Source organism: Luteimonas terrae, from assembly GCF_031457535.1.
GTDB lineage: Bacteria > Pseudomonadota > Gammaproteobacteria > Xanthomonadales > Xanthomonadaceae > Luteimonas > Luteimonas terrae_A.
In genome coordinates this window covers 60786-81935 of sequence record NZ_JAVDWO010000015.1, presented here as the reverse complement: position 1 = coordinate 81935, position 21150 = coordinate 60786, and the positions used below count along the sequence as shown (strand labels likewise).

At 67.9% G+C, this 21150-nt stretch carries 21 protein-coding genes and 1 tRNA gene; 8 read left to right on the top strand and 14 right to left on the bottom strand.

Annotated features, from left to right (window positions below; genetic code table 11):
* The first annotated feature begins 4 nt into the window (after window positions 1–4).
* Window positions 5–337, top strand: coding sequence for a PepSY domain-containing protein (locus J2W68_RS15790; RefSeq protein ID WP_310237716.1), 333 nt, complete (start codon window positions 5–7; stop codon window positions 335–337).
* Window positions 338–682: 345 nt separating this feature from the next.
* On the opposite strand, the gene rplS is transcribed toward J2W68_RS15790, so the two are convergent.
* From rplS to ffh, 7 genes are all read right to left on the bottom strand, one after another.
* A complete protein-coding gene (rplS, locus tag J2W68_RS15785; RefSeq protein ID WP_232136089.1) occupies window positions 683–1126 on the bottom strand; it encodes a 50S ribosomal protein L19 in 444 nt (147 codons plus the stop codon).
* Between the two features lie 148 nt (window positions 1127–1274).
* Window positions 1275–2042 carry a tRNA (guanosine(37)-N1)-methyltransferase TrmD gene (gene trmD / locus J2W68_RS15780; protein ID WP_310237814.1) on the bottom strand — a complete coding sequence of 256 codons (768 nt, stop codon included), beginning with the start codon at window positions 2040–2042 and terminating at the stop codon, window positions 1275–1277.
* A 120-nt stretch (window positions 2043–2162) separates the two neighbouring features.
* Window positions 2163–2690, bottom strand: coding sequence for a ribosome maturation factor RimM (gene rimM / locus J2W68_RS15775; protein WP_310237713.1), 528 nt, complete (start codon window positions 2688–2690; stop codon window positions 2163–2165).
* Between the two features lie 38 nt (window positions 2691–2728).
* On the bottom strand, window positions 2729–3001 hold the full coding sequence (rpsP, locus tag J2W68_RS15770; protein WP_159679338.1) for a 30S ribosomal protein S16: 273 nt from the start codon (window positions 2999–3001) through the stop codon (window positions 2729–2731).
* A gap of 93 nt (window positions 3002–3094) precedes the next feature.
* Entirely contained in the window at window positions 3095–3916 is an 822-nt protein-coding gene (locus tag J2W68_RS15765) for an aminotransferase class IV (RefSeq protein ID WP_310237709.1), read from the bottom strand.
* Complete coding sequence (locus J2W68_RS15760) at window positions 3913–4983, bottom strand: NAD(P)H-dependent flavin oxidoreductase (protein ID WP_310237706.1); 1071 nt, start codon at window positions 4981–4983, stop codon at window positions 3913–3915. Before J2W68_RS15760 ends, J2W68_RS15765 begins: the two co-directional genes overlap by 4 nt.
* Window positions 4984–4987: 4 nt before the next feature.
* Window positions 4988–6364: a signal recognition particle protein gene (ffh, locus tag J2W68_RS15755; protein WP_310237701.1), complete on the bottom strand. Its 1377-nt coding sequence runs from the start codon at window positions 6362–6364 to the stop codon at window positions 4988–4990.
* Window positions 6365–6490: 126 nt separating this feature from the next.
* Here ffh and J2W68_RS15750 point away from each other — a divergent pair, with 126 nt between their 5' ends.
* The 6 genes from J2W68_RS15750 to J2W68_RS15725 all read left to right on the top strand — a co-directional run bounded on the left by J2W68_RS15750 (window position 6491) and on the right by J2W68_RS15725 (window position 12957).
* Window positions 6491–7279: a cytochrome C assembly family protein gene (locus J2W68_RS15750; RefSeq protein WP_310237698.1), complete on the top strand. Its 789-nt coding sequence runs from the start codon at window positions 6491–6493 to the stop codon at window positions 7277–7279.
* Window positions 7280–7312: 33 nt separating this feature from the next.
* Complete coding sequence (locus tag J2W68_RS15745) at window positions 7313–8038, top strand: hypothetical protein (RefSeq protein ID WP_310237695.1); 726 nt, start codon at window positions 7313–7315, stop codon at window positions 8036–8038.
* A 107-nt stretch (window positions 8039–8145) separates the two neighbouring features.
* Window positions 8146–8604, top strand: a complete 459-nt coding sequence (locus J2W68_RS15740) for a MarR family winged helix-turn-helix transcriptional regulator (protein ID WP_310154395.1) — start codon at window positions 8146–8148, stop codon at window positions 8602–8604.
* A 2-nt stretch (window positions 8605–8606) separates the two neighbouring features.
* Window positions 8607–10109 carry an efflux transporter outer membrane subunit gene (locus J2W68_RS15735; RefSeq protein WP_310237692.1) on the top strand — a complete coding sequence of 501 codons (1503 nt, stop codon included), beginning with the start codon at window positions 8607–8609 and terminating at the stop codon, window positions 10107–10109.
* Window positions 10106–11302 carry an efflux RND transporter periplasmic adaptor subunit gene (locus tag J2W68_RS15730; RefSeq protein WP_310237690.1) on the top strand — a complete coding sequence of 399 codons (1197 nt, stop codon included), beginning with the start codon at window positions 10106–10108 and terminating at the stop codon, window positions 11300–11302. The genes J2W68_RS15735 and J2W68_RS15730 overlap by 4 nt, the downstream gene beginning before the upstream one ends.
* Window positions 11303–11382: 80 nt before the next feature.
* Complete coding sequence (locus J2W68_RS15725) at window positions 11383–12957, top strand: DHA2 family efflux MFS transporter permease subunit (RefSeq protein WP_310237687.1); 1575 nt, start codon at window positions 11383–11385, stop codon at window positions 12955–12957.
* Between the two features lie 267 nt (window positions 12958–13224).
* On the opposite strand, the gene J2W68_RS15720 is transcribed toward J2W68_RS15725, so the two are convergent.
* Window positions 13225–13509 (bottom strand): hypothetical protein, encoded by a 285-nt coding sequence (locus J2W68_RS15720; RefSeq protein WP_310237685.1) that lies wholly within the window; start codon window positions 13507–13509, stop codon window positions 13225–13227.
* 111 nt (window positions 13510–13620) lie between these two features.
* Between J2W68_RS15720 and J2W68_RS15715 the strand changes: the two genes are divergently transcribed.
* Window positions 13621–13806, top strand: a complete 186-nt coding sequence (locus tag J2W68_RS15715; protein ID WP_310237682.1) for a hypothetical protein — start codon at window positions 13621–13623, stop codon at window positions 13804–13806.
* Between the two features lie 13 nt (window positions 13807–13819).
* Here the strand turns inward: J2W68_RS15715 and radA are convergent, their stop codons facing one another.
* The 6 genes from radA to J2W68_RS15685 form a co-directional block, all read right to left on the bottom strand.
* Entirely contained in the window at window positions 13820–15208 is a 1389-nt protein-coding gene (gene radA, locus J2W68_RS15710) for a DNA repair protein RadA (protein WP_232136102.1), read from the bottom strand.
* A 167-nt stretch (window positions 15209–15375) separates the two neighbouring features.
* A tRNA-Thr gene (locus tag J2W68_RS15705) sits at window positions 15376–15451 on the bottom strand.
* Window positions 15452–15487: 36 nt separating this feature from the next.
* Window positions 15488–16438, bottom strand: coding sequence for a 4-hydroxy-3-methylbut-2-enyl diphosphate reductase (gene ispH / locus J2W68_RS15700; RefSeq protein ID WP_310237678.1), 951 nt, complete (start codon window positions 16436–16438; stop codon window positions 15488–15490).
* A gap of 314 nt (window positions 16439–16752) precedes the next feature.
* Window positions 16753–17241, bottom strand: a complete 489-nt coding sequence (gene lspA / locus J2W68_RS15695; protein ID WP_310237675.1) for a signal peptidase II — start codon at window positions 17239–17241, stop codon at window positions 16753–16755.
* Window positions 17241–20057 carry an isoleucine--tRNA ligase gene (gene ileS, locus J2W68_RS15690; protein ID WP_310237810.1) on the bottom strand — a complete coding sequence of 939 codons (2817 nt, stop codon included), beginning with the start codon at window positions 20055–20057 and terminating at the stop codon, window positions 17241–17243. Before ileS ends, lspA begins: the two co-directional genes overlap by 1 nt.
* Before the next feature lie 65 nt (window positions 20058–20122).
* Window positions 20123–21094: a bifunctional riboflavin kinase/FAD synthetase gene (locus J2W68_RS15685; protein WP_310237673.1), complete on the bottom strand. Its 972-nt coding sequence runs from the start codon at window positions 21092–21094 to the stop codon at window positions 20123–20125.
* Between the last annotated feature and the right edge of the window lie 56 nt (window positions 21095–21150).

Genomic DNA, 21150 nt, shown 5'->3' with positions numbered 1-21150 from the left:
CGCCATGACCCGTACCGCCATTGCCAGCCTGATCACCGCCGCCGCGTTCGCCGTCGCTGCACCGCTCGCGTTCGCCCAGGAACGCGACGACCGCCGCGGCGACGATGACCGCGTGCACGCCGCGGCCGCCGCCAAAGCCGACCCAAGCTTCCGCGCCAACAGCGCCTCGCTCGACAGCATCCTTGCCGATGCGCAGCGTCGTCATCCGGGCCGCGTCATCGACGTGTCCTACGACGATGGCGAGTACGACATCGACATCCGCCAGGACGATGGCCGCATCGTCGAGCTGGAATATTCGGCGCGCAATGGCCGCCTGCTCGAGGTCGATTACGACTGATCGATCGACGACAGAGTGTCTGAACGAGGGCGCTGGAGTTTATCCAGCGCCCTTTTTTCAATGCGTTTGCATGAACTTTTGTGTCTGCGAGTGCCCACGGATCAGATCACGATCCTCCCGATCAGGATGCAAAATCTTTTGGGTCACACGCGGTGAAGCCTCGACCCTCACCCGACGCGCGCGGCGCGTCGACCCCGGATCAGGTCCGGGGCTGGCTCTCTCCCGGAGGGAGAGGTGTCGGTTTGCTCGCGCTCCGACTCAAGCGAGCGAGAGCAGAAAGCTGGCAAGCCCCCAAACGCAAACGGCCGCCCTGCGGCGGCCGTCGTGCGACTCGGAGCGTTCCGATTACTCGGCGGCGGCAGCCGGTGCTGCAGCGGCTGCGGCCTTGTCGGCGCGCGCCTTCTCGTTCTTTGCCTTCGCCGAAGCGGACAGGTCTTCCTTGATGCGCGCCTTCTTGCCTTCCAGGCCACGCAGGTAGTACAGCTTGCCGGCGCGCACGGCGCCACGGCGCTTCACTTCCAGCGAGTCGATGATCGAGCTGTGGGTCTGGAACACGCGCTCGACGCCGAAGCCGTGCGAGATCTTGCGGACGGTGAACGCGGAATTCAGGCCGGCGTTCTTCTTGCCGATAACCACACCTTCGTACGCCTGCAGACGCTCGCGGTTGCCTTCCTTGACCTTCACGTTGACGACAACGGTGTCGCCCGGGCCAAACTCGGGGAGTTCGCGGGTGGTCTGGGCGCTTTCGAAGTTCTGCAGCAGGGTGTGCAGGGAGGGCTTGTTGGTCATGGTCTTGGCCTGTTGGTGTCGTTATTGGCGTGGTGCACGTGGACGCACGCTCTGGCTTTTCGGCGAGCTCTTGGGCTCTGGTGAAACGGGTTAGCCGCGCATTATAGACGGAGTCGCGGGACGAATGCCAGCACCGGGGCGGACGTGATCAGCCGTCAGAGCCACCGGACACATCCGCGCCCTGCGCCGCACGCCAGGCCGCCAGCAGGCGCCGATCGGCCTTGCCCAGCGCGGCCTCGTCGATCAGGTCCGGACGCCGTTCCAGCGTGCGGACCAGCGACTGCTGGCGTCGCCACTTGGCGATCTCGGCATGGTTGCCCGACAGCAGCACGTCCGGCACCTGTCCCAGCGCATGCGTGACCGGGCGGGTGTAGTGCGGGCAGTCGAGCAGGCCATCGCCTTCGAAGCTGTCCTGCACCGCGGACTCCGCATCGCCCAGCGCGCCGTCCTGCAACCGCGCGACGGCGTCCACCACAACCGCCGCGGCCAGTTCACCCCCCGACAGCACGTAGTCACCGATCGACAGTTCTTCGTCGATCTCTGCCTCCAGCAGGCGTTCGTCGACGCCCTCGTAGCGGCCACACAGCAGCAGCAGGCGTGGCAGGGCCGCGAGCTCGCGCACCTTGGCCTGGGTCAGCGGTCGTCCCTGCGGGCTCATGTAGATCACGCGCGCCGGCCCCGGGTCCGCTGCGCGGGCAGCGGCCAGCGCGGCACGCAGGGGCTCGATCAGCATCACCATGCCCGGACCGCCGCCGAAGGGGCGGTCGTCCACACGGCGATAGTTGCCTTCCGCGTAATCGCGCGGATTCCAGCCCTGCATCGTCAGCAGCCCGCGCTCGCGCGCACGGCCGACGACACCGACGGCTGCGGCCTGGTCGATGAAGTCGGGAAACAGGCTGACGACGTCGATGCGGATGACGGGATTGTGGACTGGGGATTCGGGATTAGGGGCCGTGTCGGCTGTCATGACTGCTCTCCAAATCCCGGTTTTCAACGGACGAACGTCCGGTCATCCCAATTCCCGAATACCGGCTTTTCAGAACTCCGGATCCCAGTCCACCGTCACCAGCGACGTATCGAAATCGATCGACACGATGTAGTCCGGCAGTACGAAGGGAATCATGCGCTCGCGGTCGCCCTGCGCGACGAGCACGTCGTTGGCGCCGGTCGAGAACAGGTGCGAGACGACGCCAAAATCGACGCCTTCGACGTTGCGCACGCGCAGGCCTTCAAGGTCGACCCAGTAGTACTCGCCGGGTTTCGGCGGCGGCAGCGCTTCGCGCGGCACGAAGACTTCGAGCCCGCGTGTCGCTTCCGCGCCATCGCGATCCTCGACACCCGGCAGCGTCGCGACGACGCCCTTGGGCGTTTCGCGGCCCTTCGCGCCTTCGCATTCGCGCTCGATGCCGCGCGCGTCGCGCAGCACCCAGGGCTGGTAGCGGAAGATCGCGCTGCGCGGCACGGTGAAGGATTCGAGTTTCACTTCGCCACGCACGCCGAACGCGCCATGGACCTTGCCCACCTGAATCATCCGGCGGGGAGGCTGGCGCGTCGGGTCGTTCATGTCGAAAGCGGCCGCGCCCGGAGGGCGCGGCCCGTCAATCAGGCAGCGGCGGTCGCGGTCGCAGCAGCGACCTTGCCGGCATCCTTGTACAGCGCGCGGACCTTGTCGGTCATCTGCGCACCCTTGGACACCCAATGGTCGACGCGCGCGGTGTCGAGGACGATGCGCTGCTCGCCACCGGTGGCGACCGGGTTGTAGTAACCCACGCGCTCGATGTTGCGGCCGTCGCGCGCACTGCGCGAGTCGGTCACGATGATGTGGTAGAACGGACGCTTCTTGGCGCCGCCGCGCGTCAGACGGATCTTGACCATTGCTTTGCTTCCTGTGTTGCCCAGTCGCCAGGGTGGCGAGGTAAGCCGGCGATTATAGCGGAAACCCCCGCCTGCTCGGCAAGCCGGGGCCGCTCAGGGCCACAGCGGGTCCCACGGCACGGCCGCCAGAATGGCTTCAAGCGCCCCCGGCACGCGCGGTTCACCTGTGAATGGCCGCCCGTCGATCGAGCCCAGTGGCCACAGGCCGCTGCTGTTGCAGGCGAACGCCGCGCCGACACCTGCGCAGTCCACGAGTCGAATCCGCTCGATCCGCTGGGACATGCCTGCGGCCTCCAGCCCGGTCCGCAGCAGACCTTCGGTCACGCCCCGCAGCGCATCGCCATCCGGCCAGATGACGCCACCTTCGGCATCCACGAAGCCGATGTTCCACAAGGCACCTTCGAGCACGTAGCCCGCGTCATCGACCAGTAGCGCATCGTCGAAACCCGCTGTGCGCGCGGTGCGGCGGGCATGCAGCAGTGGCAGCGTGGCGAGGTGCTTGAGATGCGCCAGTGGTCGCCGGTGCCGGCTGCTCTGTAGACGCTGCGGCGCCCTGGCCGCGGTGCGCGGCGGGGACAGCGCGACCAGCAGCACCACCTCGGCGGCATCGCCCCGCTCCACCGCGGCAACATCCAGTGCGCCGACCGAAACCCGCAGCGTGGCGTCGTCGATCTCCGCGGCCCGTAGCGCCGATGCGAGCTCGCTTCGGATGCGTGCGGCCGGCAGCGCGCCGCCGAAGAGTTCGGTGTTGGCCGATTGCAGGCGCGCCAGATGACGCCCGAATCCCTGCACCGCGCCGCCGCGCACCTGCATCGTCGACAGATGGCCGTAGTTGGTCTGCAACGCAGACAGCGTGGCCGCATCGGCAGGCCGGCCTTCGATCCAGAAACTGGTGACCGACACGATGCGATTCACAGCAGCGCGTCAGCCGTGCGCCACCAATCTGCGACCAGCTCAGCCGCAGGACGCACCTGCGCAGACGCAGCGGATTGGCCGGCCCAGGCCTGCATCGCATCGATCCGGCCGTCACGCACTGCGGTCGCGCGCATCGGCGCCGTCAATGCGCGCTGCACGGGATAGGGCTGCGGCGGCGGTGCGTCTGTGGCTGCCGCCGCACGCACGTAAGACGTCGCCAGCGCGCGACCGAGCCGACCGCTGAAGGCGCGTGTCGGCCAAGTCTGTTCGGGTGCCGCCGAAGCCAGCGCCTCGGCCCAGGCCGGTGCAATGCCGGCCTCCGGCGTGCGCAGGAAGGCGGTGCCGATCTGCACTGCGCTCGCGCCGAGCGTCAGCGCGGCGGCGATGCCGCGGCCATCGGCGATGCCGCCCGCGGCGATCACCGGCACGCGCAGTGCGTCGGCCAGTCGCGGTACCAGCGAAAACAGGCCGACCAGCTGTGTGTCGGCCTTCGCCGCATCGAATGCACCGCGATGTCCGCCGGCTTCAAAACCCTGCGCAACCACCGCGTCGGCGCCGGCGGCTTCGGCGGCGAGCGCTTCTTCGAGCGTCGTCGCACACGCGAACCAGGCGATGCCTGCATCTTTCAACCGGGCGACGAACGACGCCGGAAACACGCCCATGATCGACGAGGCCACCGCTGGCTTCGCGGCGAGGAGCGCATCGCACTGCGCATCGAAATCGGCTGGCGTCGCATCACCTGCCTCCGCAGGCACGGCCGGCCCCCAGTGCGCGAGAAACGCGCGTGTCGCGGCTTCGGCCGCGGTATCGCGCACCGGCGTGGGATCGGGAATCCAGAGATTGATCTGGGCGGGTCCGCCACCCGCCGCGCGCAGATCGTGCATCCACGCGCCGATGTCATCGGGCTGGGACAGCACCGCGCCCATGGCGCCCATGCCACCGGCTCCGATCACCGCGCGTGACAGCGGGACCGGGCAGGCGCCGGCCATCGGCGACAACAGCACCGGCAGACGCAGCCCGAAGCGCGAACAGAAGGCGTCGCTGCGCTGGCGGGCTGCGGAGCTCATGCCATCAACGGAACGGCATGCGGCCGCCGCCCATGCCGCCCATCATGCCCTGCAGGCCGCGCATCATGCCCTTCATGCCGCCGCGGGCCATCTTGCCCATCATCTTTTCCATCTGCATGTACTGCTTCATCAGCTTGTTGACCTCGGCCGGCGTGGTCCCGGCGCCTGCGGCGATGCGCGAGCGGCGCGAGCCGTTGAGCAGGTTCGGGTTACGCCGTTCCTTCTTGGTCATCGAGTTGATGATCGCGATCATCCGCGGCACTTCCTTGCCCTGGCTGACCTGCTGCTTGAGATGCTCGGGCACCTGGCCCAGGCCCGGCAGCTTGTCCATCAGGCTGCCGATGCCGCCCATGTTCTGCATCTGCTCGAGCTGGTCGCGCATGTCGTTGAGATCGAACTTCTTGCCCTTGGCGACCTTCTCGGCGAGCTTCTGCGCCTTGTCCTTGTCGACCTGGCCTTCGACCTGCTCGACTAGCGACAGCACGTCGCCCATGTCGAGGATGCGGCTGGCGACACGCTCGGGATGGAACACGTCGAGCCCGTCGACCTTCTCGCCGGTACCGACGAACTTGATCGGCTTGCCGGTGATGTAGCGCACCGACAGCGCCGCGCCACCACGGGCGTCGCCATCGGTCTTGGTCAGCACCACGCCGGTCAGCGGCAGCGCTTCGCCAAAGGCCTTGGCGGTATTGGCGGCATCCTGGCCGGTCATCGAGTCGACGACGAACAGGGTTTCCACCGGATTGACCGCGGCATGCAGCGCCTTGATCTCGTCCATCATCGCTTCGTCGATCGCGAGGCGGCCGGCGGTGTCGACCAGCAACACGTCGATGAAGGATTTCTTCGCCGCGGCGATCGCCGCGCGCACGATGTCGACCGGCTGCTGCGAGGAGTCGGACGGGAAGAACTGCACGTCGACCTGCTCGGCCAGCGTCCTGAGCTGCTCGATCGCCGCCGGGCGGTAGACGTCGGCCGAGACCACCATAACTTTCTTCTTGCGCTTTTCCTTGAGCAGCTTGGCCAGCTTGCCGACCGTCGTGGTCTTGCCCGCGCCCTGCAGGCCGGCCATCAGGATGACCGCCGGCGCCGGCACGTTGAGGTTGAGCTCGGTCGCCTGCGCGCCCATCACCGCGGTCAGCTCGTCGCGGACGACCTTGATCAGCGCCTGACCGGGGGTCAGCGACTTCAGCACTTCCTGGCCGACCGCGCGCACCTTGATGCGCTCGATCAAGGCCTGTACCACCGGCAGCGCGACGTCGGCTTCGAGCAGCGCGATGCGCACTTCGCGGGTGGCCTCGCGGATGTTCTCCTCGGTCAGACGACCGCGGCCGCGCAGGCGCTCCATGGTGCCGGACAGGCGCTGGGTCAGGGACTCGAACATACGGAACTCGATGCGGCGGAATACGGCCGCCGATTATAGCCCGCGGCCCCGAGCGGCCTGTGCTCTCGACTCCCCCGGCAACGCGCGACGCTGCCCGGAACGCGCCGGGCGTGCGACACTCGCGCGATGACAATCGTTCTCATCGCAGTCCTGCTCTATCTGCTGGCGGCCGCAGCGCTCGTGCGCGGCGTCGGGCGCGAGCCGGCGCCCGCCAAGCTGTGGTGGGCCGCACCGGCGCTCGGTGCCATTGCCCTGCACGTCACGGCGCATCTGCTGGTGTGGCGCGATGTCGGCGCGGAGCTGCATTTCTTCGCTGCGCTTTCCCTCGTCGGCCTCGGCATGGCGGCACTGACGGTGCTCTACGACGCGCGCGGGCGCATGGCGGCACTGGGCGTGATCGTGTTTCCGATCGCCGCGCTCACCCTGCTCGGCTACGGCCAGGCCGCGCACCCGTCATCGGACACGCTCGACTGGCGCCTGCAGATGCACGCCTGGTTCGCGCTTCTCGCCTACGCCGCGCTCGCAGTCGCCGCCTTGCTCGCGATGTTGCTGTGGGCGCAGGAGCGCGCGCTGCGTCGGCGCGAATTCCACCGCTGGCTGCGCGCGCTGCCACCGCTGACCGAACTCGAATCGCTGCTGTTCCGCACGATCTGGGTCGGCTTCGCCCTGCTCACCGCGACGCTGGTCACCGGCGTTGTATTCGTCGACGATTTCTTCGCCCAGCACCTGATGCACAAGACCGTGCTCAGCGTGCTGTCTTGGCTGGCCTTCGGCGCCCTGCTGTTCGGCCGCTGGCGCCACGGCTGGCGCGGCGCCCGCGCTGTGGGCTGGACGCTGGCCGCCATGGCGCTGCTGGTGCTGGCCTTCTTCGGCAGCAAGTTCGTGCTGGAACTGGTGTTGCGGCGGACCGTCTGAAGGCCGCGTTGTTTCAGGGTCAGGAGGATCCGCATGCACACAGGGACGTTTGCGGCTGCGCTCGCATCGCTGTTCGGGCTGTCAGCCTCGCTGCCGGCGCACCCCGCCGAGGACGAGGCTAGGTCTTCACCGATCCACGGCCATATCGAATTCCTGTGGGAAGCGCCTGCTCGCGACTCCGAGGCGAGGCCGGTCGCACTGGGACTGCTGACGCGCCCTGAAGCCCCGCATCTCGCCTGCTGGAAATCCGCCGCGTTTCCGCAGCGCGCGGTCGAGGTTCGACTGGAGATCGACGATGCGCATGGCCGTCATCCGTTGTGGGTCGGCACCGAGACCGGTGCGCCGTTGCATGTCGTGCGTTGCCGCAACATCGATCTGGCCGCGCTCAAGGTGGCACCGGGCATGCGGCGCGTGGTCCTGCGTTTCGATGGGCGGATCGCCGCGCAGGAGACGATCGAAGTCGCCGCCAGTCTCGCCACCGCGGCCTTCCATCGCGGCGACCGCAGCTTTGTCAACGGCCGCACGCCCTATCTGGCCGACATCGCGCCGGCGGACTACAGCGGACGCTTCGTCTGGGTGCTGACGTTCGGCCCCGACGGCCGGGTGATCGCAGTGGAGACCGAAGTCGCCGAAGGCCTGGCCGCGACCCGCCTGCGCGCTGCCGGCGAGGAAGCCGCGTGGCTGTACCGGATCGGCGCGGACCCGGGAAAACCCGAGCGCAAGCTGCGGCAGCCATACGATCTGCTGCCCGGTCACTGAGCAGGAATTCATGATCTGAATGGATGAAAAACCGCCCATCCAGACTCGAGCCGACACCCTGATACTTGCCTTGACAACAATTGCAGAGGCGAGGAATATGCGCCGCCATGGACACCACCCGCCCCTGCGCTTCCGCCAGCGGTTCTTCGCTGGGCCTGCTGTTCCGGCAGGTCCGCGATGCCATGTGGGCGCGGATGGCCGATGAACTGTCGAACGCCGGCCACGACCTGAGCTTCAGCCAGTACATCACGCTGAAGAAGCTCGCCCTCGGTACCACCGGTGCGACCGAGCTGGCGCGCGCGGCCGAGCTCAATCCCGGCGCGATGACGCGGCTGATCGACAAGCTGATCGAGCGCGGCCTGGTCGAGCGGCATGCCGATCCCGGCGACCGGCGCGTGGTGCGCATCCAGCTCAGCGCACAGGGCCAGTCGATCTGGCGCGATATCGACCAGTGCGGCAACCGCGTGCGCGAGCGCGCGATGTCGGGCATGGACGAGGCGCAGCGCCTGCAGTTCATCCGCGTCCTCGAACAGGTTCGCGACAACCTCTCCTTCCCCGGACAGTAACCATGTCTCCTTCCACCACGCGCGCCCCGAGACGGGCGCAGGCCGCGCCGTTTCCGCTCCTCGCCGGGCTTGCCGCCGCACTGCTGCTTGCCGGCTGCGCCAGCAGCCACGGACTCGCACCGCAACTGACCGCCACCGACGCCGATACGCTCGCCAGCGCGCGCAGCCTCGGCGGCACTTCGCTGAGCGCGGCCGACTTTCCGCAGGCCGACTGGTGGACCGCATTTGCCGATCCGCAGCTTGATGCGCTGATCGATGAAGCCCTGCGCGACAGCCCTTCTCTGGCCGCGGCCGATGCCCGCGCCCGCAGCGCGCGTGCGCAGGCCGGGCTCGCCGATGCGCAGCGCAAGCCGACGCTCGGCGCCAGCGCGCGCGTCAGTGGCCTGCAGTTGCCCGCGACCATCGCGCCCGAACCGCTGGGCGGCGACTTCAAGGCCAGCAACGTGCTGATGTTGAACTTCGCGTGGGCCCCCGATCTGTGGGGCGGCCAGCGTGCCACGTTCGAAGCCGCCGCCGGCCAGGCGCGCGCTGCTGAAGTGGATGCGCAGGCCGCGCGACTCACCCTGTCGGCGAACGTCGCGCGCACCTATATCGCGCTGGCGCAGTCCTTCGACACGCAGGACGTCGCCGCGCGCGAACAGACGCGCGCGAACCGCCTGCGCGATCTCGCCGCGCAGCGCGTCGAAGCTGGTCTCGACAACCAGTTGCAGCTGCGCAACGCCGACACCTCGATCGGCATCGCGCGCCAGCAAGAACAAGCCGCGCAGCAGCAGATCGACGCGCTGCGCAATGCGCTGGCCGCACTGCTGGGCAAGGGGCCGGACCGCGGTCTCGACATCGCGCGTCCGCAGGTGCTGCAGGCCGCCGCGCCGAACGTGCCGGCGGTGCTGCCGAGCGAACTGCTGGGCCATCGCGCCGATGTCGTCGCCGCGCGCTGGCGGGTCGAAGCTGCGGCGCGCGGCGTGGATGCGGCGCAGGCCGCGTTCAAGCCCAGCGTCAACCTCAGTGCGCTGGTCGGTCTTGCTGCCGGCAATCTGTCGGACCTGTTCGGCAGCGACGCCGCGCTCGGCCTCGGAGGTCCGGCGATCAGCCTGCCGATCTTCGATGGTGGCCGCCTGCGCGCGGGCCTGTCGCAACGCGATGCCGATTACGACCTCGCCGTCGCGAGCTACAACCAGACACTGGTGACGAGCCTGCGCGAAGTGACCGATGCGCTGCAGTCGGCGCGCGCCCTCGATGCGCAGATCGCGACCGTCAGTGACGCCACCGAATCCGCACGCCAGGCCTTCGCACTCGCCGACAGGCGCTACCAGGCGGGCCTCGGCAACCAGCTCGATGTGCTCGCTGCGCAACGCCCACTGTTTCAGCTCGAACAACAGCTCGCCGCGCTGCGCGCGCAGCGACTCGGCGCCGCGGTCGATCTCGACCGCGCGCTCGGCGGCGGTCTCGTGCCCACCGCCCCCACCTCTTCCATGCAGACCCACGCCGGGACGATCACGCCATGACTTCCGAATCCAATTCCGCCATCGCGACCGCGCCGCAGACGAACGGCAAGCGCCGTCGCGCGCTCGTGATCCTCGCCACCGTCGCCATCGTCGCCGGCATCGGCTGGGCCGCGTGGTATCTGCTGGTCGCGCGCTGGCACCAGGACACCGACGATGCCTACGTGCAGGGCAATGTCGTCAGCATCGTGCCGCAGACGATGGGCACGGTGGTTTCGATCGATGCCGATGAAGGTATGCGCGTCGAAGCCGGCCAGGCACTGGTGCATCTGGATCCCAACGACGCGCAGGTCGCCTATGACCAGGCCGTCGCCAACCTCGCCGGAACCGTGCGCCAGGTGCGCGGGCTCTACAGCAGCGTCGAATCCGGCCAGGCCGATCTGGTCGCGCGCCAGGTCGCCGTGCGCCAGGCGCGCGAGGACGTGAAGCGTCGCGAAGGCCTGGTCGCCAGCGGCGCGGTCTCGCGCGAGGAACTCGCACATGCGCGCGACATCCTTGCCGGCGCGGAAGCGGCGCTGTCGGGCTCGCAGGGCCAGCTGTCGCGCAGCCGCGCGCTGGTCGATGCGACCGAAATCGCCAGCCAGCCGCAGGTGCAGGCCGCGGCCGGCCAGCTGCGCCAGGCGTGGCTCAACCTGCAGCGCATGGCCATCGTCGCGCCGGTGTCGGGCCATGTCGCCAAGCGCGAGGTGCAGCTCGGCCAGCGCGTGGCGCCGGGCAATACGCTGATGACGATCGTGCCGCTGGAACAGGTGTGGATCGAAGCGAACTTCAAGGAAACCCAGCTGACCAAAATGCGTATCGGCCAGCCGGTGGAAGTGCACGCCGATCTCTACGGCAGCGACGTGCGTTATGACGGCCGCGTCGCGAGTCTCGGCATGGGCACCGGCAGTGCGTTCTCGCTGCTGCCGGCGCAGAACGCCAGCGGCAACTGGATCAAGATCGTGCAGCGCGTGCCGGTGCGGATCGAACTCGATCCGAAGCAGGTCGTCGACCATCCCTTGCGGCTCGGCCTGTCGATGCACGTCGATGTCGCCATCCGCAATCAGGACGGCGCCGTGCTCGCCTCGGTCGACGCGCCGCGCAACACGCCGCTGCTCTCGACCGATGCCTACGCCGAACAGCTGGCGCAAGCCGACGCGCTGATCGAACGCACGATCGCGCAGAACCTGCCGCAAGGCGCGCTCGCGCGCCGCTGATCCCCGCACGGCGCACTGACGCGCGCGCAGCACGCCGGCGTGCAAGCGCCGCGCCTTTCCCAACGGCACCGGATTCCCCCATGTCCACGACCACTGCCGACGCACGGGGTGCTTTCGCCCCGGCCGCGCAACCTGCGTTCCGTCCGCCGAACCTCGCGCTGACGACGATCGGCCTCGCGCTGGCGTCGTTCATGCAGGTGCTCGACATCACGATCGCCAACGTGTCGCTGCCGACGATCGCCGGCAATCTCGGCGCGAGTTCCAACCAGGCGACGTGGGTGATCACCTCGTTCGCGGTCAGCAACGCGATCGCGCTGCCGTTGACCGGCTACATGACCCGGCGCTTCGGCGAGCGCAAGCTGTTCGTCTGGGCGACGTTCGCGTTCGTCGTCGCCTCGCTGCTGTGCGGCCTCGCATCGAGCATGGGGTTTCTGGTCGCCGCGCGCGCGATCCAGGGCTTCGTCGCCGGCCCGATGTATCCGGTCACCCAGGCGCTGCTGATCTCGATCTACCCACCCGCCAAACGCGGACAGGCCATCGCCTTGCTGGCGATGGTGACCGTGGTCGCGCCGATCTGCGGGCCGATCCTCGGCGGCTGGATCACCGACAACTACAGCTGGGAATGGATTTTCTTCATCAACGTGCCGATCGGCATCTTCGCCAGCCTCGTCGTCGCGAATCAGCTGCGCGGCCGGCCGGAAAAACTCGAAACGCCGAAGATGGACTACGTCGGACTGATCACCTTGATCATCGGCGTCGGCGCGCTGCAGACGCTGCTCGATCTCGGCAACGAGGAAGACTGGTTCGAGTCGACGAAGATCGTCTGGCTCGGCATCACCGCGGTGATCGGCCTGGCGGTGTTCCTGATCTGGGAGCTCACCGAGAAGGATCCGATCGTCAATCTGCGCCTGTTCCGGCATCGCAACTTCGCGTTCGGCACGATCGCGATGGTGCTCGGCTATTCGGCGTTCTTCGCCGTCGGCCTGCTGATCCCGCTGTGGCTGCAGCGCAACCTCGGCTACACCCCGATCTGGGCGGGCTTCGCGACCGCACCGATCGGCATCCTGCCGGTGCTGCTGACCCCGCTGGTCGGCAAATACGCGACGCGCTTCGACCTGCGCATCCTCGCCAGTTTCGCCTTCATGGTCATGGCATTCACCAGCTTCCTGCGCTCGGGCTTCAATCTCGACGTCGATTTCCAGCACGTGGCGATGGTGCAGCTGTGGATGGGTCTGGGCGTCGCGCTGTTCTTCATGCCGGTGCTCACCATCCTGCTGTCGGACCTGGAGCCGCACGAGATCGCCGCGGGCTCGGGCCTGGCGACGTTCTGCCGCACGCTGGGGGGCAGTTTCGCCGCGTCACTGACCACCTGGGCCTGGAACCAGCGCAGCACGCTCCACCATGCACAGTTGACCGAACATATCCCCGCGCACGACCCCACGATGCAGCAGACGGTCACCGCGCTCGGTGGTGGCGACCTGCAACGCGGCGCGATGCTGCTCGAGCAAATGATCGCCCAGCAGGCCACACAGATCGGCTTCAACGAGATCTTCCACCTGCTGGGGATCCTGTTCCTGGTGGTGATCGCCTTCGTCTGGATGGCGAAACCGCCGTTCGCGGCGAAGCTTGGTGGCGGTGCAAGCGGCGGCCATTGAGCCGTGTCTCGCCCCTGTAGGAGCGCGCTCGCGCGCGATGGCCATTTGCGTGAACCCCCTCGCGCGCGAGCGCGCTCCTACAAAAGCAGTGCCCGCCCGTTACCAGTCCCACTGCAGTAGTACCGCCGACGACTTTGGCCACGGTACGCCGCGCCATTCGCCGCCGCGCCCAAGCCAACGGCAGCGTTGAACCGAGACTCAAGCCCTATAGGGCCGCGCTCGCGCGATCGCCATTTCCGCTGAAAGCCCTCGCGCGCCAGCGCGCTCCTACACGAGCAGTGTCGCGCCCGTCACCAGTCCCAATGTGGCACCGCCAAGTACTTCCGGCAGCGTGTGCCGCGCCATCCTCAGCCGTGCCCAGCCCAGCAGCGGCAACGTGGCCAATGCGATGATGGACGCTGCCGGCCACAACGGCCAAGCGGCCAAGCCCGCAAACGCCAGGCTCGCCATGTGCAGCGACAGCTTGATCCAGAGGTTGGCGATGCCGGCGACGCACAGCATTGCGACCGCGGCGAGCACGCCGCTCGAGGTCGCCGACGCGCGGCCGCCCATCCACAGCCAATACGCACCGCGACCAGCAACGCCATTGCGTAGAGGATTGGTCGCTCCTGTCGCCTTGACGCATCGACGGTCTGCCAGTGCCCGCCACGGCGGCGCTGCCAGATGAAGACCGACACGATTGCGATGGCGACGCCGATCCCGAGCGCGGTGCGCGACAGCGATGCCGGATCGACGCGCCACGCAGCCAGCAGCGCGAGCGCTGCCAGCACAAGGATAGGATGCAGGACGATGGAGACGACGCGCGCGGCGGTCGTCGTGATGGACGTGCGGGCCATCGCCCGATGGTAGCGGGCGCGCCGCGTCAGATGTGTTCCAGCGCCTCGGCCAGGCGCTCGACGCCGATGACTTCCATACCCTTGAAGCTGCCGGTCTTGGGCGCATTCGCTTTCGCCACGATCGCGCGCTTGAAACCATGCGTCGCCGCTTCGCGCAGACGCTCCTCGCCATTGGGCACCGGCCGGATCTCGCCGCTCAAGCCCACTTCGCCGAACGCGATGGTCTTGTCCGGCAGCGGCGCATCGCGCAGCGACGACAGCACGGACAGCAGCACCGGCAGATCGGCGGCGGTTTCCTGCACGCGGATACCGCCGACGACGTTGACGAACACGTCCTGGTCGCCGGTCATGATGCCGCCGTGGCGATGCAGCACCGCCAGCAGCATCGCCAGCCGGTTGCCTTCCATGCCCACCGCGACGCGGCGCGGATTCGACAGCGGCGAGGCATCGACCAGCGCCTGCACTTCCACCAGCAACGGCCGCGTGCCTTCGCGCGTCACCATCACGCAGCTGCCAGGCTGCGGCGTGCTGCCGCCCGACAGGAAGATCGCCGACGGGTTTGGCACTTCCTTGAGACCCTTGTCGCCCATCGCGAACACGCCAAGTTCGTTGACCGCGCCGAAGCGGTTCTTGAACGCGCGCATGACCCGGAAGCGGCTGCCGCTGTCGCCTTCGAAATACAGCACCGCATCGACCATGTGCTCGAGCACGCGCGGCCCGGCGATTCCGCCTTCCTTGGTCACGTGGCCGACAAGGAACACCGCGGTGCCGGTTTCCTTGGCATAGCGCACGAGGCGCGCGGCGGATTCGCGCACCTGGCTCACCGAGCCGGGCGCGGCGGTCAGCGACTCGGTCCACAGGGTCTGGATCGAGTCGGCGATGATCAGCTTCGGACGCAGCTCGGAGGCATGCTGCAGGATGCGCTCGATGCCGGTCTCGGCCAGCGCGTGCAGGCCGTCGAGCGACAGCCCGAGCCGCACCGCGCGCCCCGCAACCTGAGCCAATGATTCTTCGCCTGTGACATACAGGCCGGGCAGCGTGCCGGCCATCTGCGCCAGCGCCTGCAGCAGCAGTGTCGACTTGCCGATGCCCGGATCGCCGCCGACCAGTACGACGGCGCCTTCGACCAGACCACCGCCGAGCACGCGATCGAACTCGCCGATGCCGGTGGACACGCGCACGTCCTCGCCCTGCTGCACGTCCTTGAGCGCCATGACCTTGGGCGCATCGATCTTGCCGGCCCAGCCGCTACGGCGCGACGCGGGCGAACTCGCCGCGGCCGCGCTTTCGAGCACGATCTCGGAGATCGAATCCCAGGCGCCACAGGCGCTGCACTGCCCCTGCCACTTGTTGAAATCGGCGCCGCACTCGTTGCAGACGAAGGCGGTGCGGGCTTTGGAAGCGGTCTTGGCCACGGCGTGCCTGCGGAAACGGAAGTCGCCGCAGCATAGCGGAGCACCGTCGCAGCATTGGAGACCCTGCGTGGCTGTCGCGGCTGTGTCCGACGTGATTCGGAGACTTCTCCGGACCACGAGGCCCGCGCATGAAAAAGGCGACCCGGAGGTCGCCTTTCTCTTGAACCTGGTGCCGGAAATAGGAATCGAACCTACGACCTACGCATTACGAATGCGCCGCTCTACCAACTGAGCTATTCCGGCTTGGGACGCGAATTCTAGGGAGCGCGGGGCCTGCGGTCAATCGACCAGCCGCAGGCGCAGTTCCTTGGGCAGGGCGAAGACCATGTTCTCCGGTTCGCCCGAGAGCTCGCGCATGCCGTCGGCGCCGAGTTCGCGCAGGCGGTCGAGCACGCCTTGCACGAGGATGTCCGGGGCCGATGCACCGGCGGTCACACCGATATGACGGCGGCCTTCGAGCCAGCGCGGCTCGATCTCCTCGGCGCCGTCGATCAGATAGGCCTCCACGCCGTCGCGCTCGGCCAGCTCGCGCAGACGATTGGAATTCGAACTGTTCGGCGAGCCGACGACGAGCACCAGATCGCATTCGCGCGCAAGGTCGCGCACGGCGTCCTGGCGATTCTGCGTGGCATAGCAGATGTCGTCGTTCTTCGGCCCCTGCAGCACCGGGAACTTCTCGCGCAGCGCTGCGATGACGCCGCGGGTATCGTCGACCGACAGGGTGGTCTGGGTGGTGTAGGCCAGGTTTTCGGGCTGGTTGACCACCAGCTCGGCGACGTCGGCCTCGTCCTCGACGAGATAGATCGAACCGGTGCCCGCCTCGGCGCGCCACTGGCCCATCGTGCCTTCGACTTCGGGATGGCCCTCGTGGCCGATCAGCACCACGTCGCGGCCGGCGCGGCAGTGGCGCGCGACTTCGAGATGGACCTTGGTCACCAGCGGACAGGTTGCGTCGAACACCTTGAGTCCACGACGCGCGGCTTCCTCACGGACGGCCTGCGAGACGCCGTGCGCGCTGAAGATCACGGTCACGCCATCCGGCACCTCGTCGAGTTCCTCGACGAAGATCGCGCCGCGGCGTTTGAGATCTTCGACGACGAAGCGGTTGTGCACGACTTCATGGCGCACATAGATCGGGGCGCCGAGCGTCTCGATCGCACGCTTGACGATCTCGATCGCGCGGTCGACGCCGGCGCAGAAGCCACGGGGATTGGCGAGGACGATATCCATGAGATGCGCAGTTTACCGGAGGCCGCGGTTGCGAAACGGAATGGAGGCAGGACGGCGTGTCCGGCGGTTGCGCGCACAAGCCCCCCGCCCGGCGGCCAGCACGGTTCATATCTCGATCGGCTACCGGCTTAAAGCCCTTCCCCTCGCGCGGGGAGGGCTGGGTGGGGGCAGAGCGTTGGGACAGGAGATCGCCTTATCAGGCGAAGAACGTTGAACGCTTCGCCATCGCCTACGGCGACAATCCGAAATCGGATCGTTCGCCCCCATCCCGACCTTCTCCCGCACGCGGGGGAAGGAGCGAAGCATGCGCCGCCTTACTTCTTCTTCGCCGGAAAGAACCCGAACAGCGCGATCCCGATCGCGCCACCGACGATCGCCGCGTCCGCAAGGTTGAACGCCGGCCAGTAGTAGTCCTGCCAGTGCCACTGGATGAAATCGACGACGTGGCCATGGATCTGGCGGTCGATGACGTTGCCCAGTGCGCCGCCGATCACCAGCGCGAACGGCAGCGCGGTGCGCCAGTCGCGGCGCGGGGTCTTGGCCAGCCACCACCCGAGCGTGCCGCAGATCACGATCGCGAGGATGGTGAAGAACCACTTCTGCCAGCCACCCGCATCGGCAAGGAAACTGAACGCCGCGCCGGTGTTGTAGGTGCGGTACCAGTTCCAGAAGCCCTCGATGACCGGGATCGCGGTGTATTCGGGCAGCGCGGTCAGCACCCAGTACTTGGTCAACTGGTCGAGCACTATCACCACTGCCGAGAGCACCAGCCACGGCAGCGCGTTGGGCGTCACCCGGGTCATCAGAACCACCTCCGCAACTCGCCCTGCCCGTTGCGACCATCGGTCGCGATGTTGGTCACGCAGCGGCCGCACAACTCCGCGTGATCAGCATGCGTGCCGACATCGCTGCGGCGCTGCCAGCAGCGCACGCACTTGGGCTTGCCGGTCACGCGCGCGGTGACCCCGATCGCAGTCGCGGCCGGGTCATCGACGATCGTCACGTCGCCGCTGATCAGCAGAAAGCGCAGTTCGTCGACCACCGGCGACAGCCAGTTCGCGTCGGAAACGCCGCAACGCAGTTCGATCTCGGCATCCAGCGCCGCACCGATCTCACCACTGGCGCGCATCGGCTCGAGCACCTTGGACACGCGCTCGCGCAGTTCCAGCACGCGGTCGAAATCCTGCGCCGACCAGCCGGCATCGCTCTCGAGTTCGCGCAAGCCGGTGTACCAGGTCGCGAACTGCACGTTGGCTTCGCGGGTGCCTTCCGCCGGTGCCGGCAGATGACTCCACAACTCTTCTGCGGTGAAGCTCAGCACCGGCGCGATCCAGCGCGTGAACGCTTCGGCGATGTGATACATCGCGGTCTGCGCGCTGCGACGGCCCACCGAATGCTCGGGCATCGTGTAGAGCCGGTCCTTGGTGACGTCGAGGTACAGCGAACCCAGATCGACGCTGCAGAAGTTCGACAGCGCCTGCACGATCTCGGCGAAATCGTAGCGCGCATAGGCGTCTTCGATGCGCGCCTGCAGCTGGGCCGCGCGATGCACGATCCACTGGTCCAGCGCGACCATGTCCTGCGGCGCGACGAGATCACGCGCGGGCTCGAAGCCGGCCAGGTTGCCGAGCAGGAAGCGCGCGGTATTGCGGATGCGGCGGTAGGCGTCGGCGGTGCGCTTGAGGATCTCCTGCGACAGCGACATCTCGTTGCTGTAGTCGGCCGAGGCGATCCACAGGCGCAGGATGTCGGCGCCCAGCGTCTTCATGATGTCCTGCGGCTCGATGCCGTTGCCGAGCGACTTCGACATCTTGCGGCCGTGCTCGTCGACGGTGAAACCGTGCGTCAGGCACTGCCGGTACGGCGCGGCCTTGTCGATCGCCACGCCGGTCAGCAGCGAGGACTGGAACCAGCCGCGATGCTGGTCCGAGCCTTCGAGGTAGAGGTCGGCCGGCTTCCGGTAGCCACGCGCCAGCAACACGCACTCGTGGGTCACGCCCGAATCGAACCAGACATCGAGGATGTCGGTGATCTTGTCGTAATCCGCGGCCTCGTCGCCGAGCAACTCGCTTGCGTCGAGCGTGTACCAGATGTCCACGCCGTGCTGTTCGACACGATCGGCAACCAGGCGCATCAGCTCGGTGCTGCGCGGATGCGGCTCGCCGGTTTCGCGATGCACGAACAGCGCGATCGGCACGCCCCAGGTGCGCTGGCGCGAGATCGTCCAGTCCGGGCGCCCCTCGACCATGCCGGCGATGCGCGCCTGGCCCCACTCGGGATACCAGGTGACGTCCTTGATCGCGGCCAGCGCGTCGCTCCGCAGATTGGCCTGCGACATCGAGATGAACCACTGCGGCGTGGCGCGGAACGCGATCGGCGTCTTGTGGCGCCAGCAATGCGGATAGCTGTGCTCGAGCTTGGCGAACGCGAGCAGGCTGCCCTGCGCGCGCAGCGCGTCGACGAGGACGTCGTTGGCCTTCCAGATGTGCAGGCCGGCGAGCACGGTGTCGCCGATCGGCGGGGTCGACGGCAGATAGACGCCGCGACCATCGACCGGGTTGAGCTGGGCCGCGGTATAGCGATCGAGCAGGCCGTAGGCCTTGCCGACGACGTAGTCTTCCTGGCCGTGGCCGGGCGCGGTGTGCACCGCGCCGGTGCCATCTTCGGCCGACACGTGGTCGCCGAGGATCACCGGGATGTCGCGCTCGGCATAGAACGGATGCGTGAGCAGCAGATGCTCCAGCGCGCTGCCAGCCACGCGACCGTGCACGACCACATCGCCATCGACGCCATAGCGATGCAGCGCGCGCTCGGCCAATGCATCGGCCAGCACCAGCCAGCGACGACGGCCGTCCTGCGCCACCGGGCCTTCGACCAGCGCGTATTCGAGATCGGCGCCCAGCGAGATCGCCAGCGACGCCGGCAACGTCCACGGCGTGGTCGTCCAGATCGGCAGCGCGACGTCGACATCGCTCGGCAGCGTCGCGCCGAACGCATGCGCGAATGCGGCCGAATCACGCGCGAGATACGCGACGTCGACCGCGGGCGAGACCTTGTCGGCGTATTCGATTTCCGCTTCGGCCAACGCCGAGCCGCAGTCGAAACACCAGTGCACGGGCTTCACGCCGCGGGTCAGATGGCCGTTGTCGACGACCTTGGCCAGCGCGCGGATCTCGTCTGCCTCGAAACGGAAATCGAGCGTGCGATACGGGTTGTCCCAATCGCCGAGCACGCCGAGGCGCTTGAAGTCGCGGCGCTGGATGTCGATCTGCTCGTTGGCGTATTCGCGGCATTTCTGCCGGAATTCGACCGCATCGAGCTTGACGCCGACCTTGCCCCACTTCTTCTCGATCGCGATCTCGATCGGCAGGCCGTGGCAATCCCAGCCCGGGATGTAGGGCGCATCGAAACCCGCCATGCCCTTGGACTTGACGATGATGTCCTTGAGGATCTTGTTGACCGCATGGCCCAGATGGATCGAGCCGTTCGCATACGGCGGGCCGTCGTGCAGCACGAACTGCGGCCGTCCGCGCGCATGCGCACGCAGTTGCGCGTACAGGCCCTCTTCTTCCCAGCGCGCCAGCATCGCCGGCTCGCGCTTGGGCAGATCACCGCGCATCGGGAAGTCGGTCGCCGGCAGGTGGATCGTCGACTTGTAGGGATTGGAATTGCTGGCGTCTGCGCTCACGCGTAGTCCTGTCGTTGCGTTTCAAATCGTAGGGAATGCGGCGCGGCGAGGACGGCCCGGGCCTGTGCGGCGTCGAGATCCATCTGCGCGACCAGACTCGGCAGGTCGTCGAACTTTTCCTCGTCGCGCAGGCGCGCGACGAACTCGACCTCGATGCGGCGTCCGTAGAGATCGCCGTCGAAATCGAACAGATGCGCTTCGAGCAGCGGCTCGACGCCGCCGACCGTCGGCCGCGTGCCGAAGCTCGACACCGACGGCCTCGGGGCATCACCGATGCCGTGCACGCGCGTGGCGTAGATGCCGCGCAGCGCCGGCACCTTGCCGCCGAAGCGCAGGTTCGCGGTCGGATAGCCCAGCGTGCGACCGAGCTGCTTGCCGCGCACCACGCGACCGGACACCGCGTACGGCCGTCCGAGCAGGCGCGCGGCGTGTTCGAAATCACCGGCGACCAGCGCGGTGCGGATATGGGTGCTGGACACCCGCTCGCCATCGACAACCAGCGGCTCGATCTCGCCGGCAATGAAGCCTGCTTCGCGGCCCAGCGCCTGCAGCGTCGCCAGATCACCCGCGCGCTTGTGGCCGAAGCGGAACCCCGGGCCGACCCAGACTTCGCGCGCGCGCAAGCGCTGCACCAGCACCGCGTCGACGAAAGCCTCCGGCGACATCGCCGCCATGCGCGCGTCGAAGCGCAGCAGGCCGACCACGTCGGCACCAAGGCCACGCAGGCCCTCGAACTTCGCGCGCACCGGCCCCAGACGCGGTGGCGGCGAGGCGGCGGCGAAGAACTCGCGCGGCAGCGGTTCGAAACTCAGCGCGGCGGCGTCGACGCCCAGCACATGCGCACGCGCAACCGCATGCCGCACCAATGCCTGGTGCCCCAGATGCAGCCCGTCGAACGCGCCGATGCAGACCACGCTGCCGTCGGCACAGAGGGGCCCGCCGGCGATGTCGCGGAACAGCCTGCTCATGTGGGTCCGTTGCGGCGGGCGCACCAGTGCACGCCCGCGGAAAAAAGTGACCGACA

Excerpts from the sequence above, each read along its gene's own strand:
- rimM (WP_310237713.1), bottom strand. The coding sequence starts at position 2,690 with ATGAACGACCCGACGCGCCAGCCTCCCCGCCGGATGATTCAGGTGGGC.
- ileS (WP_310237810.1), bottom strand. The coding sequence starts at position 20,057 with ATGCGCGGTGATCTGCCCAAGCGCGAGCCGGCGATGCTGGCGCGCTGG.
- ffh (WP_310237701.1), bottom strand. The coding sequence starts at position 6,364 with ATGTTCGAGTCCCTGACCCAGCGCCTGTCCGGCACCATGGAGCGCCTG.
- rplS (WP_232136089.1), bottom strand. The coding sequence starts at position 1,126 with ATGACCAACAAGCCCTCCCTGCACACCCTGCTGCAGAACTTCGAAAGC.
- J2W68_RS15720 (WP_310237685.1), bottom strand. The coding sequence starts at position 13,509 with ATGGGCGGCCGCGCGTCGGCGACCTCGAGCGGCGTGCTCGCCGCGGTC.
- J2W68_RS15790 (WP_310237716.1), top strand. The coding sequence starts at position 5 with ATGACCCGTACCGCCATTGCCAGCCTGATCACCGCCGCCGCGTTCGCC.
- J2W68_RS15715 (WP_310237682.1), top strand. The coding sequence starts at position 13,621 with ATGAAGACCGACACGATTGCGATGGCGACGCCGATCCCGAGCGCGGTG.
- J2W68_RS15725 (WP_310237687.1), top strand. The coding sequence starts at position 11,383 with ATGTCCACGACCACTGCCGACGCACGGGGTGCTTTCGCCCCGGCCGCG.
- lspA (WP_310237675.1), bottom strand. The coding sequence starts at position 17,241 with ATGACCCGGGTGACGCCCAACGCGCTGCCGTGGCTGGTGCTCTCGGCA.
- ispH (WP_310237678.1), bottom strand. The coding sequence starts at position 16,438 with ATGGATATCGTCCTCGCCAATCCCCGTGGCTTCTGCGCCGGCGTCGAC.
- J2W68_RS15740 (WP_310154395.1), top strand. The coding sequence starts at position 8,146 with ATGGACACCACCCGCCCCTGCGCTTCCGCCAGCGGTTCTTCGCTGGGC.
- J2W68_RS15685 (WP_310237673.1), bottom strand. The coding sequence starts at position 21,094 with ATGAGCAGGCTGTTCCGCGACATCGCCGGCGGGCCCCTCTGTGCCGAC.
- J2W68_RS15745 (WP_310237695.1), top strand. The coding sequence starts at position 7,313 with ATGCACACAGGGACGTTTGCGGCTGCGCTCGCATCGCTGTTCGGGCTG.
- rpsP (WP_159679338.1), bottom strand. The coding sequence starts at position 3,001 with ATGGTCAAGATCCGTCTGACGCGCGGCGGCGCCAAGAAGCGTCCGTTC.
- J2W68_RS15730 (WP_310237690.1), top strand. The coding sequence starts at position 10,106 with ATGACTTCCGAATCCAATTCCGCCATCGCGACCGCGCCGCAGACGAAC.
- J2W68_RS15750 (WP_310237698.1), top strand. The coding sequence starts at position 6,491 with ATGACAATCGTTCTCATCGCAGTCCTGCTCTATCTGCTGGCGGCCGCA.
- J2W68_RS15760 (WP_310237706.1), bottom strand. The coding sequence starts at position 4,983 with ATGAGCTCCGCAGCCCGCCAGCGCAGCGACGCCTTCTGTTCGCGCTTC.
- J2W68_RS15735 (WP_310237692.1), top strand. The coding sequence starts at position 8,607 with ATGTCTCCTTCCACCACGCGCGCCCCGAGACGGGCGCAGGCCGCGCCG.